This window comes from Bacillus sp. BHET2 (assembly GCF_005938125.1).
In the GTDB taxonomy this organism is placed as follows: Bacteria; Bacillota; Bacilli; order Bacillales; family Bacillaceae_B; genus Rossellomorea.
The window spans coordinates 338452-351920 of record NZ_VCQN01000004.1; the positions used below are offsets into that span (position 1 = coordinate 338452).

Genomic DNA, 13469 nt, shown 5'->3' on the forward strand with positions numbered 1-13469 from the left:
TCTTAAACGGCAGTAGTAAGCTTTACCGGCTTATTTCATAATTTCTTTCCAAATTTTATGGCTTGGACGCTGACGTTCGATTTCACTCATGTTACTTGGGAGGTCGTGCCCTACCCATACACCTGTCGTGTAGGTGTCGGTCAATCCCATGACCCAGTAGTCATGATAGTTATTGGTCGTACCTGTTTTGATTCCGACATAAGGCTTTGATACATAGGCCGCTTTTCCTGTTCCAGATGAGGCAGCTTCGCTTAGCATCTGCCTTATTTTAGAGGTAGTATCTCTGGACCATATCTTCTTCGGTTCATTCTTCCATTGATAAAGGATCTTTCCCTGATTGTCTTTCACATGGATAATTGCATGACTCTCCTTGTAATTTCCATTAATGAAAGAAGTATAGGCATCCGTCATTTCAAGGGGGCTCATCCCGTAAGTAAATCCTCCGACTGCTGATGCATAGGTTTGGTCTTCCTTTATCACCCTTTCAAATGAAAAGGGGGACAAGGAATTGAAAGACTCTTCGATTCCTGTTTTTTCCATCAGTCGTAAGGCAGAACCATTGTAGGATTGTGCCAATGATTGCTTCAATGTCACGGTTCCCGGCTGGCTTCCGCCGTAGTTTATCGGACAGTACTCCCCTATACAGTACTGATTCGCATTAACCGGTTCAGTGACGTTAGCCTTAAACTTCTCAATATAAGGTCCATAAACAAGCAAGGGTTTAATCGCTGACCCCGGTTGTCTGAAGGCCTGGAAAGCATGATTGAAATTATACTTTTGATAGTTCCTGCCACCTGAGAGAGACACGATGTTTCTAGATTTGTTGTCAATCGTGACGGTTGCTCCCTGCAACCCTTCCTGAAGCTGTTTATTCAATGCGTGTACACTTTTTTGTTGAAGGGTAGGATTTAAAGCCGTTTGAATCCTTACCCCTGAAGAGATGACCTCCTGAAGACGTTCCTCTAATTTCTTGGCAACGGCCTTCTTTTCTTCAGGTGTTGCTGCAGTATCTAATTGCACTTTGTAGCCCTCGTTTATAGAAATCAGGTCCTTTAACTCGTTTTCAACATAGAAAGCATAGTCAGGATAGAGGTCCGTTTTCTTCCGTACATTCAAGGAAATGGGAATCCTTTTCAGCCTTTCAGCCTCTTCCTTCCTGAGCTTGGAGGTGTTCACGAGAATATCAAGTAATCGTTCCTGTCGAACCTTCGTTTGATCAAAATGATCGAGTGGATCATATTTTCCCGGATTATTGGGAATGGAAGCGATAAACGCGATTTCCGCTTGATTGAGGTCCTTCACGCTTTTTTGAAAATAGTATTGAGACGCCGTTTCGACCCCGTATACTCCATTGCTGAAATAAATAACATTCAAGTATAGCTCAAGTATTTCATCCTTTGATAAGGATTTTTCAATTTCATGTGCGTAGAATAACTCTGTCAATTTACGGTTGTATGTCTTTTCCTGTCCTAAGTATAAATTGCGGGCAAGCTGCTGGGTAATGGTACTTCCACCCTGTTGGATATGGGTGAACACCAGGTTCTTCACGACAGCGCGAAGAATCGCTCCTGCATCAAACCCGACGTGTTCATAAAAGTGCTGATCCTCTGAAGCGACTAGGATATCCTTTAGAAAAAGGGGGATCTGTTCATCTGAAGCATATAAGCGGAACGGACGGTTCACTTCCGAGAAGACCTTTCCGTTTTGATCGAGTAAAAGACTCGTACGATTTAGGTTTAAAGTATCGGTGCTCACCGTATGCTCCAATTCCTTTTGAAAGCTCTGTACTTTATTCCACTCATCGGTCGTAAAGAATAGGATGGTGGAAAAGATGAGCATAAAACTAATCACTGTTACATAACCTGCAAAAACTCTCATAGTTCACTCTACTTTTCTAGTAATCTTTCACATGGCTGGTGGTTTCAGAATGACGTATACTCCACCATAATAATCCAAATGCGCCTAAGAATAAAGCACCTGTTACATAAAAAACGGATGAAATACCAATATATCCAGACACAATTCCTCCGAAGACGGGTCCGATCACATTTCCGAGAAATCGAAAACTTTGGTTATATCCAAGTACTTCCCCTTGCATGCTAAGAGGTGCTTCCTGACGGATATAAGCCGTGACACAGGGAATCATCCCGCCGATTGCAATTCCGAACAAGAATCGGAACAGGACAAGCTGCCACAGTTCCTCAGCCAGTGCTTGGGGAACGATGAAGATAGAAGCAAGTACTAGTAGAACTGATAGTACCTTCTCGTAGCCGATCTCGTCACCAAGCTGACCCCAACGTCTGGTTGCGAGTAAATTCCCAAACCCGGTTGCAGAGAACGCGATTCCCGCCAAAAATGCAATGTTTGCAGAAGAAGTAAGTTCATCTACATAAAGGGCGAGAAGGGGCTGAATACTGAAGTTCGCAACCTGTATAAGGAATGACAGTAATAGAACCGTCACCAATAGCTTGTGACTGAAAATATGTTGAAGTACTTCTCTACTGGAATACTTATTTCTTTGATTTTGTTGTTCTTTGGACCGTTCTTCGTTGATTCCTCTCCATACGACGGTAGCGGCGACGGCAATGGCAATAGAGGTGAAGATAAATGTATATGAAAATCCAACATTATCTGCTAAAAGTCCTCCGATGACCGGACCGAATAGTCCTCCTGAGACAGTTCCCATTTGCAGGGTGCCTAATGTGCGACCTGCCTCTTCTTTAGGGGTCTGGGATGAAATGAGTGCCATCGATGTCGGAATGAAACCGGTAACAGCTCCCATAATCATCCGCAGGAAGAAGAGTCCCCAAACCGAATCCATAAAGCCCATAAGAAAAATGGACGTAGCGATCCCGTATCCAGTTACCAAGAGGATAGGTTTATATCCGAATCTGTCCCCGATCCGGCCCCACAGTGGAGAAATGAAGAAAGCCGTCAAAAATGTCACGCCAAAGACAAATCCGGACCACCGCTGTACATACTCGTGACTGTAAGTACCGAATGTTTCTATATAAAGGGATAAAAACGGCAGCACCATGGTCGCACTTGCAGCGACCATAAAATTGGCCAGAAGCATAATCGTCAAATTCTTTTTCTTGTTTGAAATGGTTAACACCTTCTATGTGATAGTTATTTCGTATACCTAAATATTCATTTTATTAAAGATTTGGGTCGCCGTCCACCGATTAACATTTATTCGCAGATAAAACAAGGAAATAGTCATAAATTCTATGTTCACCATGATATAATGTAAGAATAAGAAGTATGAGGAAGTGGGGAGCGTTTCGGTTTAGAACGGTGTCTCTTGTAAGGCAGTACGGACACAAACCATGGGAATGAACAGATAATGCCCCTCCACACCGATGCGAAAAAGTATGAAGATCCATTGCGAAAACGAGATTATTATAATAGATGATTTGGGGTCTTATCTACATTTTGAGGAGGGAGTATAGTGGCGAAAGCGGAACAGCTTGTGTTTATTGATTTTGAGTTTTCTATGCCTGAACGACATAGAGTCCCCAAAGGTTTTTTTCCTGAGATAATTGAAGTCGGTGTGGTGGTAGTTCAGAATGGAAAAGTGCCTGCTACGTTTTCATCTTATGTGAAACCAACGGCATTCCCCAAACTAACGAATCGCTGCAAACGGTTTTTATCCATTCAGCAGCATGAAGTGGATGCAGGAATATCGTTTAAAGGTATGATCGATTATTTCAACGGGTTAAATGCTATAGGGATAGAGAAGGTAGTGACGTGGGGAAATATGGATATGAAAGTACTGAGAGATAATTGTGCTCAGTCTGGCATGCCATTTCCTTTCCAAGCTCAATTCGTCGATCTATCCATGGAATATAAACGATTCTTTGGTGATCAAAACCAAACAGGGCTTTGGAAAGCCGTCCAAGAATATGGGAGAGAGGGTGTCGGAAAGCATCATAAAGCATTAGATGATGCCCTGACCACCCACCATATCTACAACCTAGTCGAAAAAGACAAAAAATACCTCGATAAAGCGGAGCCCACTACTATCGGAGACAGAATCGATCTCTCCAAATTCTACAATCAGCTTGCATAACAAGATGAGGGACGGACCTTTAAGGTCCGTCCCTCATCTCTGTCTAAAATGTGAGATTATACATTAATTCATATTCTCTTTGAATGGATTGAAGGGTTTCAAGACTCTTACCGGCATGGGGGGAAGAGTCTGCTTCAAGTTCACCCTTAAGTGTCAGGTAAGATTCGATCAGTGTTTCATTGTAATCAGGAACACTTCCATCAAAGGGCTTGACTGTTTTCTCAGGTATATTCGCGCGTTCCCGGTGGGCAAGTGCTTTTCTCTCATGAAACAAAGGTACGTCCACATCATTGGGATTATGCAGGTCGCCTTGACGAGGGTGCTTCAATACAGCGAGAATCTTTACCACAAAGGCACCAGGTCGTTCTCCGGTCACTTCTCCAATATACTTTCCTGTTTTATAAAACGCTGTGACATTATCACCAATTTGAATATTTTTCATAAAAAACCTCCTCTAATGCATCAATCTCTATTATAATGAAAGCGGAATGAACCGAGAAATAACTACTATAAAGGTAACATGTGGAGGTACATATATGAAGCGTTTAATGATCTTGGTCCTATGTTTAGTAGGTTTAGTTCTGGCAGCTTGTGGACAAACAGAAAAGGGCGATACCACAAAAGAACAATCTAAAACAGACGAGAAGCAGAATACAGCAGAAGAAACCAAAGGAGATGAAGAGATGACATACCCTCAGCTTACAACAGAAGTTGCAGAAAATGAAAGATTAGTAGAAATGAAAACGTCAATGGGAACAATTAAAATCAAACTGTTTCCTGAACAAGCCCCTAAAACCGTGGAGAACTTTATCACTCATAGTGAAAAGGGCTATTATGATGGATTGAAATTCCACCGTGTCATTAAAGACTTCATGATTCAAGGTGGAGACCCGAATGGAAATGGAACGGGTGGAGAAAGCATTTATGGTGAATCATTTGAAGATGAATTCTCACCGGAGCTGTTCAATCTTCGCGGTGCCCTTTCGATGGCAAACGCCGGTCCTGATACAAACGGAAGCCAATTCTTCATCGTACAAAAAAGTGACTTTGATCCTAAGTTAGAAGATCAAATGAAATCCGCAGGCTTTCCGGCAGAAATCATCGACGCCTACATGGAGAATGGTGGAACACCATGGCTTGATCAAAAGCACACAGTCTTTGGACAAGTGATCGAAGGCATGGACATTGTGGACAAGATTGCAAACGTAGAAGTTGGTGCAAATGATCTTCCTAAAGAAGACGTTGTGATTGAAAGTATTAAGGTTGTAAAGTAGTTAATAATGAATGAGCTGTGTACCCTTAAAGGACATGGCTCTTTTTTATAGGAGAGTATCCTTTGAATCGACAAACAGATATTTCCTCGGAAATTGTCGAGTCGTGTGTAATAATCTGTTCAATAAATCGTTACAATCAGGCCTGATTTGACGTTGGATTGTCCCTTGGAGTGTTGGTATAATAGGTGAAGAGTTTTTTCTGAAAGGAGCTTTCAATGCTTTCTTCATTTGTATTAAATTTATTTCTCTATTTTCCTGAAGATAAGACCGAATATATTCCGGCCGGAATCACGATGGCTATCTTCATGATAGCAGCTTTACTCACATTTCGGGTAATATTAAAGGTTTCAAAACGCGAAGAATTGAAAACGAAGAAATTGGAAGAGGAAGCAAAGTATCGGAAGAGGGAAACAGAATAAGACGGAATTGACACGCTTGAAATCATTCAGCGTGTTTTTTTGTTGTGTCGATTGTTGAGTAGCTGTCATCATGTTTCCTTTACAGGAGAATATTTTCCACCACGAAGGTCAACAATGGGGAAGAATATGCAGATTTGGAGGAAAAGCGATATGAAGAGATTATCATTCGTATATATAGTCATGATCAGCATCTTTTTAGGGGGATGTGCCATTGAAAACCCTAAAAAGGTTGAAGTTGAAATGAAAAATGAGAACGGGGATATACTGGGGAAAGCAACCTTAGAGGAGCAATCTGACGGAGTAGAAGTCGGTTTGGATCTAGAAGGATTGCCTCCGGGAGAGCACGCCATTCATATTCATGAAAACGGTGTATGCAAGCGGCCTGATTTTGTCACAGCTGGCAATCACTTCAATCCTGATGATACAAAGCACGGTCTGCTCCATCCAGAAGGAGCGCACGGAGGAGATCTCCCAAATCTTATTATCGGGGATGATGGGACTGTAAAAGTGACACTTGTGGCACCGATGGTTACCTTATCAAAAGGGAAAACATCTCTATTCACTAAAAACGGGACGTCCCTCATCATTGATGAAAACAAGGACGACGGGATGACACAGCCTTCAGGCGATTCAGGAAAGCGTATCGCTTGTGGGGAGATTGTGAGCGATAAGAAGAAATAGAATGCCGCATTTGTATGACCGTGTACCAGGTACTAAGGAATTGAAATGTACCTGGTACAAATGTAATTGAATCACTATACCCCCCACATAACAAAAACGAGAAGAGCAGTCCACAAACGACCGTCTTCCCGATTTTCACCTTATCCTAACGCCTTTTTCAGTCTTTCCAACCCATCAAGCAACGTCCCCCTCGGACAGGCAATATTCATCCGCACAAAGCCTTCTCCGCCAGGACCGTATTTCGTACCTGGTTCTAATGCGAGCTTTCCTTTATCCAATAGACGTTCCTTTAGGTCTTCATCAGATAAATTCAACTTTGTACAATCGATCCATAGTAAATACGTTCCTTCAGGGTCCACAAGCTTCAGGTCTGGGAGTTGGTCTGCTATGAATCTTTTCGTGACCCTTACATTTTCCTGCAGATACGCAAGTATTTCTTCCAACCATGTTTCCCCGTGTCGATAGGCAGCTTCCATTCCGATGATGCCAAATGTGTTGAGTGTGAAGAAGCCCTGTCGTTTGTGAATCCCTGCGATCTTTTCCCGTAGTTCCGAGTTAGGGGTGATCATGGCAGATGCCTGCAACCCGGCAAGATTGAACGTTTTACTTGGTGCGATACACGTGATGGTCATGTCCCGGAAGGTATCGTGTAGGGAAGCAAGTGGAGTATGGGTATGACGTTCGTACACTAGGTCTGAATGAATTTCATCTGACACAATCACGACATTATATTTGTGACATAATTCAGCCATTTTCGTCAGTTCTTCTTTTGTCCACACACGTCCGCTCGGATTATGAGGGTTGCAGAGAAGAAACAGTTTCACACCGGTTTTTAATGATTCTTCGAAAGCGTGATTGTCAATCGAATAGGATCCTTCACGGTAATCCAGTTGAGAGTTGACAATTTCACGTTCGTTGTCTTCCACCAAGCTGAAAAATGGGGTGTAGACGGGAGATTGAACGAGTACTTTGTCACCAGGTTCTGTGAGCGCCTGAATGATCGTTGAAATAGCAGGTACGACTCCTGGGCTGTATTGTAGCCAAGTTTTCTCAATGTTCCATCCATGACGCTTCTCCATCCAGTCTTTAATGCTGGCAGCTGTTTCATCCCCAACAAATGTATAACCAAAGATTCCATGCTTCAATCTATTTTGAAGAGCTTCCAACACGTTTTGTGGCGGAAGAAAATCCATATCAGCCACCCACATAGGCAGAACATCTTCTTTTCCAAACACAGTTTTCGTAAGGTCCCATTTTACCGATGAGGACCCTTTACGGTCGATGATTTCTTCAAATTTGCTCATCGAAAATTCCCCTTTCTCTTATGTATTATTAGTATAATCATATGATGGAAACGAAAAAGATGAAAATGATATGTTTATCGTATATCCTTTGCGACAGAAACTATAGGTAATAGGGATTTCAAAATTGAATAATAGAGAACTAGTGAAATGTTGTTGGAGTGGAACTAAGAGCTTTCCATTGAACAATGGGTTCCGGCGGAGGATTGATTAAAAAGTCATATAGATTAATCTACATCAAGTATACGGGTTGTGCAGCATGTAAAGAAAAAGGGACTTCTCCCTACGTTTCAGAAATAAGCGTTTGGGAAAGTCCTTTTTGAAATAGTGGCTCTATCTGAGTCTCATCGACAAGCTCTTCTCCATTGGCAGCAACAAATTCTTGCATATACGCCAATACTTCGGAGGGCTTTTCCTCAGGAACGAGATGCCCTGTTTCTTCCAGTACGACGAGCTTTGAATTAGGGATATCCTGTTTCAGCTTATGTCCCGTTGATAACGGAACGACTCTGTCATGCTCTCCCCAAACAAGGAGACAAGGTGTCTGAATGCTTCTCAATTCGTTCGCCGATAAATCTCCTTCACGGTCTCGAATCATCCTTGTTAAGGCCTTGAAAATATCATCCTCTAAAAAAGGCTTTAAATACCCAAACATCATTTCATCGTCAATCAATTTTGAATCATGTACGACATTTTCAAGATTATTTCGGACCCCCGAGCGTGTAAGCCACATTTTCACATAAAGATGAAAAAAAGGGATATGACTTAGCATTGTGACAGGCCAATTCATCTTCTTTAAATAACCGGAGCTGCATAAGAGTACTCCTTTCTCTACTAGTGAAGGTGCCTTTTTCATCACATTCAGGGCAATCTGTCCGCCCATGGAATGACCAGTCAAGTGAACGTTGCTCACATTCAGGTGATCCAATAAGTCGATGACCGTATTCGCCAGGTTGTCGTAGGAATAAATGAATCGATTGTTCTTCTCACTGTTCCCAAAGGGAGGAAGATCGATGGATATGACGTTATAATTTTCTTTCAAAAGAGGGGTCAGCCGTCTAAAACTAAAGGTTGATGATAGAAACCCATGAAGAAGGACGAACGTCTCTGAGGCGGTCGGATGCTGGTGATGTTCAAAATAAACATTTGCACCATTTACCTCGACCCTTTTAGCGAAATCATGGTCTTGCATACTTCGTCACTCCTCTCTGATAGCTTTACAAGTATTTTACCCGTATTTGCGTATTTAACACCTGAAAGGCAAACTTGTCATATACCTCATTTTAATAGTCCCTCGATTGGGGGAGAATAGCCCTTGAGAGGATGAACGCCCTTTTCATAATCGATACTTCTGATATAATAAAACCATTTAGTGGTGATGAGGAGGAAGCAGGATGCAACTGAGCGAAATGGAGATTGATTTGGTAAGGGTTTTACAAAAGGATGCGCGTATTTCCCATGAAAATTTAGGGAAAATGCTTCAAGTATCAACGGACGAAATCGAGAAAGCGATTAATAAGCTTGAAAAAGAAAATGTTCTTGTGAAATATAGCTCAATTGTGGATTGGTCGAAAGTAGAAGGGCATGAAGGCGTCACAGCAATGATCGATGTGAAAGTCACTCCAAAAAGAGGGGTGGGCTTTGATGAAGTGGCTCATCGGATTTACCGCTACAAGGAAGTGAAAAGCGTCTATCTCATGTCGGGTGCATACGACCTCTCTGTAACGGTGGAAGGGCGATCCATGCATGAAGTAGCGACTTTTGTATCGGAGAAATTATCCACCCTGGACTCTGTGTTATCTACGACCACACATTTTCAATTAAAAAAATACAAGCATGATGGAACTATTTTCGGTGATCATGGAGAAGACCGCAGAATCGTGGTGTCACCATGACAACAAAAACATCGTACATAGCTCAGTCAGTGAAAAACTTAAAGCCGTCGGGAATCAGAAAATTCTTCGATCTCGCAGCCAATATGGAAGGGGTTATTTCATTAGGTGTAGGAGAGCCGGATTTCGTTACTTCCTGGACGGTGAGGGAAGCGGCTATCCTGTCCTTGGAGCAAGGGTATACTTCCTATACAGCAAATGCCGGCCTTCTCGAGCTGAGAGAAAAGATCGCCCAGTATATGAAAAAGGGCTACTCCGTTGACTATGATCCGATCCATGAAATCATCGTGACAGTAGGAGCATCACAAGCACTTGATATCAGCATGCGTGCAATCGTTGACCAAGGGGATGAAGTGATTGTAGTAGAACCTGGCTTTGTTTCCTACGTCCCTCTCGTTCAACTGGCAGGTGGAGTGCCTGTAACGGTTGAAACGAAGCCGGAAAATGGTTTTAAAGTCACCGCTCGAGAACTGGAAGCAGCCATCACACCGCGGACGAAGGCGGTATTACTCTGTTCGCCGAATAACCCGACCGGGACGGTTCTGGAAAAGGAGAATTTAGAAAGTCTTGCCGAGGTGATTCGAAAACACGATCTCGTTGTCCTTTCAGATGAAATTTACTCTGAGCTTGCCTATGATCATCATCATGTGTCAATTGCTTCCTTACCGGACATGAGAAATAGGACCATCCTTATTAATGGTTTTTCGAAAGGATTCGCTATGACGGGTTGGAGGCTCGGCTATATATGTGCTCCTCGGGAGATTGCCTCATCATTGCTGAAGATCCATCAATACGCGATGATGTGTGCCTCTACGCCTGCTCAACACGCAGCAGTTGAGGCATTGGATAAGGGGATGGACGATGTGATGGAGATGAAGCGAAGCTACCGCCATCGACGCCATTACTTCGTAGACTCCTTGAACGAATTAGGGCTAACTTGTCACACCCCTGGAGGAGCGTTTTATGCCTTTCCTTCCATTCAGAAGACAGGTTTTACTTCAGAAGAATTCGCAGAGAAGTTGCTTATCGAGGAGAAGGTGGCGGTTGTTCCCGGGAATGTGTTTGGTAAAGGTGGCGAAGGATTTATTCGGTGTTCATATGCATCAAGTATGGAACAACTTCAAGAGGCGGTAAAACGAATAAAGCGGTTTGTAGAGAATCATAGTTAATGAAACAGGGTGCCAGGCACTAAATGATTGCCGGGGCACCCTTAAAAAGGCAAAAAAAATTGGACGATAACGAGATCGTCCACAAAATGAAAACAAAAGGGGGAATACTTAGAAAGCTTATTTTCAGTATGATCCCTTTTTTGTCTTTTTATACATCGAAATCCGAGAAATTTTTTTATGATTCGCTTTTTTCATATTTCAGTTCAAATAGCATCTGCATCACTCTTAGAAAATCTTCTTCTGTGAATTCTTTGGCTTTACGGAGAATGAGTTTCGAACGTTTTGAACCTAATTCTTTGATCAACTGCTCCATCTCGGCGTCCACCCCTGCAGGAGGATAATCCTGAAATTCCCTTTCCAACAGTTCAGAAGCAGGGATATCAAGAACAGTTGAAAGTTTAAGGATCGTTTGTGTATCAGGGATTTGCTGATCCGATTCATATTTTTCAATCGTTTGTGTGCCCAACCTTGCTCTTAAAGCAAGTTCCTGCTGAGATAATTTCCGCTCTTCACGTACTCGTTTTAGATTCTCGCCAAAGTGTGACATGCTAAAGCCCCCCTTATTAAATACCTTCCTTATACTTTTATAGTATCACTGAATGGAAGAAAATAGCCCTGGAACCAGTGAACAAATTGTTAAAAAATTCAATCGAATACATTTGTACTATTCGGGCCGTTCTCTTAAATCCATCCAGGACCGCACAAACGAAATGAAATGGTCACCAATACAGGAAAAGATAAAGGCTCTTTTCGTAAACTTTGTTGCTATTGAAGGTAGCGGGTGGTGGTTGATTTCCGCTGCAGGTGCTCGCTTTCCGCGGGGCGGGAGTTGAGCCTCCTCGGGCCAGCCCTGCGGGGTCTCAACTTTCCCGCAATTCCCGCAGGAGTCGAGCACCTTCCGCTACAATCAACTTTCTAGGTATGGAGGATTAATCTACTGTCATACACGGCTAGAAAACATCATTTTTCATCGCGTGCAGTGTCTATTTTAGCTTGAATAGTAAGATACTATTACTAATTTATTCGTTTTTTTCACTAGTAAGCTCTGTCACGATATCACCATCTATCGCACTCACTCATAGACACTGCATTGGCAGCTTCACAACAATCTTTGCAAAAACAGCCAACAAAAAAAAAGCTAACAACCACAATAACGGGTCGTTAGCTTCTTTTCTTCTATCCGAGTATTCTCTGGGTCCCAGCTTTCATAGGGAAGGACCTTAATTTGTTTTAGGATAAGAATACAAGGAGGATTGCCACAGGTACGAGGTAGCGTAACAGGAAAATCCAGCTGTTGAACAGTGCAGGGGAGATCGACGACCCTGATTGAAGTTCGCTCAAGACATCTTCTCGTTTCAATCGATAAGAAACGAAAACTGAAATGAACAATGCGCCTATAGGCAATCCAAAATTACTCGTTATATAATCGGCAAAGTCAAAGAAGTTCTTGCCTTGTATGAGGTAATCACTGAATACACCAAATGACAGAGCGCTTGGGATTCCGGCAATGAACACGAGGATTCCGATTAACCAGGTAAAGGGCATACGTTTCTTTTGGTTCCCTTTGGAAAGGGCAGCCACTCCGATTTCGAGAATGGAGAAAGCTGAAGTTAACGTTGCAAATAATAACAGGATAAGAAAAACGGTTAGGAATATGCCACCGAAGGCAATCTCATTAAACACTGCAGGCAGGACGACAAAGGCAATGCCTGGTCCTTCATCAGGTTGAAAGCCTAGAGCATACACAGCAGGAAAAATGACCAACCCCGCCAGTAGAGAGATGAAGATATTTAATCCGGATACACTGATAGCTGATCTTGGCATGCTGTCTTCTTTCGATAGATAGGATGCATACGTCACCATTACGGAAAGGCCAACGGTTAAAGCGAAGAACGCTTGTCCTAACGCAAGTAATACCGTCTCTCCGTTCAAATAACTCCAATCAGGCAGCAGCAGGAAGCGTACACCTTCCATTGCGCCTTCAAGTGTAAGCGATCGGATTACTAAAATGAAGAATAAGATAAATAAAGCCGGCATCATATAGCGACTGGCCCGCTCAATCCCTTTTTGAATGCCACCTTGTACGACAAGAATGGTCATAACAATAAAGGCGAATTGGGCGATCAGCACTTCTATGGGATTTGCAATGATGGTGTCAAATAGAGCACCATATTCCTCTTGTGTCTTCCCAATTAATGATCCTGTCAGACTTCGAGTCAAATAAGAAAGGATCCATCCACCCACCACACTGTAAAAGGATAAAATGATGAACGAGACGATCGTTCCTAAATAACCAATCCAGTGCCAATATGAGCCAGGTGCCAATTTTTTATAAGACGTAACGGCGTCAGCACCGGCACGCCTTCCAATGACAAACTCAGCCAGAAGAATGGGTGTTCCGATTAATATGGTGAAAAGAATGAAGAGTAAGAAGAACACGCCCCCACCATTTGCACCAGCCATATACGGGAACTTCCAAATGGCACCCAGACCGATGGCTGAGCCTGCTGCTGCCAGAATAAATCCGATTTTAGAAGTCCATTGATCTTTTTTTGCCATACATCAGATCCTCCTTTCGAAAAAATAAGATTTTTCAATCGTACTATGTTTTAGTACCTCTGTATACCGGAATTTTAAATTTTCAATATAGGAAGAAAATAA

The 13469-nt window shown here is 42.6% G+C and carries 13 protein-coding genes; 6 read left to right on the plus strand and 7 right to left on the minus strand.

Going from position 1 to position 13469, the window contains the following annotated elements:
* Positions 1-30: 30 nt before the first annotated feature.
* Together FGG79_RS16875 and FGG79_RS16880 are read right to left on the minus strand one after the other, a co-directional pair.
* A complete protein-coding gene (locus FGG79_RS16875; protein WP_138780463.1) occupies positions 31-1878 on the minus strand; it encodes a transglycosylase domain-containing protein in 1848 nt (615 codons plus the stop codon).
* A gap of 16 nt (positions 1879-1894) precedes the next feature.
* Positions 1895-3106, minus strand: a complete 1212-nt coding sequence (locus FGG79_RS16880) for an MFS transporter (RefSeq protein ID WP_138780569.1) — start codon at positions 3104-3106, stop codon at positions 1895-1897.
* A 345-nt stretch (positions 3107-3451) separates the two neighbouring features.
* On the opposite strand from FGG79_RS16880, the gene kapD reads away from it, so the two are divergent.
* On the plus strand, positions 3452-4072 hold the full coding sequence (gene kapD, locus FGG79_RS16885; RefSeq protein ID WP_138780464.1) for a 3'-5' exonuclease KapD: 621 nt from the start codon (positions 3452-3454) through the stop codon (positions 4070-4072).
* Between the two features lie 43 nt (positions 4073-4115).
* Here the strand turns inward: kapD and kapB are convergent, their stop codons facing one another.
* The gene (kapB, locus tag FGG79_RS16890; protein WP_138780467.1) at positions 4116-4514 is read right to left on the minus strand and encodes a kinase-associated lipoprotein KapB; all 399 of its coding nucleotides are present in this window, start codon (positions 4512-4514) and stop codon (positions 4116-4118) included.
* Positions 4515-4755: 241 nt separating this feature from the next.
* Here kapB and FGG79_RS16895 point away from each other — a divergent pair, with 241 nt between their 5' ends.
* From FGG79_RS16895 to FGG79_RS16905, 3 genes are all read left to right on the plus strand, one after another.
* Positions 4756-5346, plus strand: coding sequence for a peptidylprolyl isomerase (locus FGG79_RS16895; protein ID WP_240794319.1), 591 nt, complete (start codon positions 4756-4758; stop codon positions 5344-5346).
* A gap of 215 nt (positions 5347-5561) precedes the next feature.
* The gene (locus FGG79_RS16900; RefSeq protein ID WP_138780471.1) at positions 5562-5765 is read left to right on the plus strand and encodes a hypothetical protein; all 204 of its coding nucleotides are present in this window, start codon (positions 5562-5564) and stop codon (positions 5763-5765) included.
* 150 nt (positions 5766-5915) lie between these two features.
* Positions 5916-6446 carry a superoxide dismutase family protein gene (locus FGG79_RS16905; protein ID WP_138780472.1) on the plus strand — a complete coding sequence of 177 codons (531 nt, stop codon included), beginning with the start codon at positions 5916-5918 and terminating at the stop codon, positions 6444-6446.
* 140 nt (positions 6447-6586) lie between these two features.
* Here the strand turns inward: FGG79_RS16905 and FGG79_RS16910 are convergent, their stop codons facing one another.
* Together FGG79_RS16910 and FGG79_RS16915 are read right to left on the minus strand one after the other, a co-directional pair.
* Positions 6587-7750 (minus strand): MalY/PatB family protein, encoded by a 1164-nt coding sequence (locus tag FGG79_RS16910; protein ID WP_138780474.1) that lies wholly within the window; start codon positions 7748-7750, stop codon positions 6587-6589.
* 280 nt (positions 7751-8030) lie between these two features.
* Complete coding sequence (locus FGG79_RS16915) at positions 8031-8939, minus strand: alpha/beta fold hydrolase (protein WP_138780476.1); 909 nt, start codon at positions 8937-8939, stop codon at positions 8031-8033.
* A gap of 202 nt (positions 8940-9141) precedes the next feature.
* On the opposite strand from FGG79_RS16915, the gene FGG79_RS16920 reads away from it, so the two are divergent.
* Positions 9142-9642 carry an Lrp/AsnC family transcriptional regulator gene (locus FGG79_RS16920; protein WP_138780478.1) on the plus strand — a complete coding sequence of 167 codons (501 nt, stop codon included), beginning with the start codon at positions 9142-9144 and terminating at the stop codon, positions 9640-9642.
* Positions 9639-10808 carry an aminotransferase gene (locus FGG79_RS16925; RefSeq protein ID WP_138780480.1) on the plus strand — a complete coding sequence of 390 codons (1170 nt, stop codon included), beginning with the start codon at positions 9639-9641 and terminating at the stop codon, positions 10806-10808. Before FGG79_RS16920 ends, FGG79_RS16925 begins: the two co-directional genes overlap by 4 nt.
* A 175-nt stretch (positions 10809-10983) precedes the next feature.
* Here FGG79_RS16925 and FGG79_RS16930 read toward each other — a convergent pair whose 3' ends face one another.
* Positions 10984-11355 carry a helix-turn-helix domain-containing protein gene (locus FGG79_RS16930; RefSeq protein ID WP_138780482.1) on the minus strand — a complete coding sequence of 124 codons (372 nt, stop codon included), beginning with the start codon at positions 11353-11355 and terminating at the stop codon, positions 10984-10986.
* Positions 11356-12038: 683 nt separating this feature from the next.
* The gene (locus FGG79_RS16940; protein WP_138780486.1) at positions 12039-13367 is read right to left on the minus strand and encodes a sodium-dependent transporter; all 1329 of its coding nucleotides are present in this window, start codon (positions 13365-13367) and stop codon (positions 12039-12041) included.
* Positions 13368-13469: the final 102 nt, after the last annotated feature.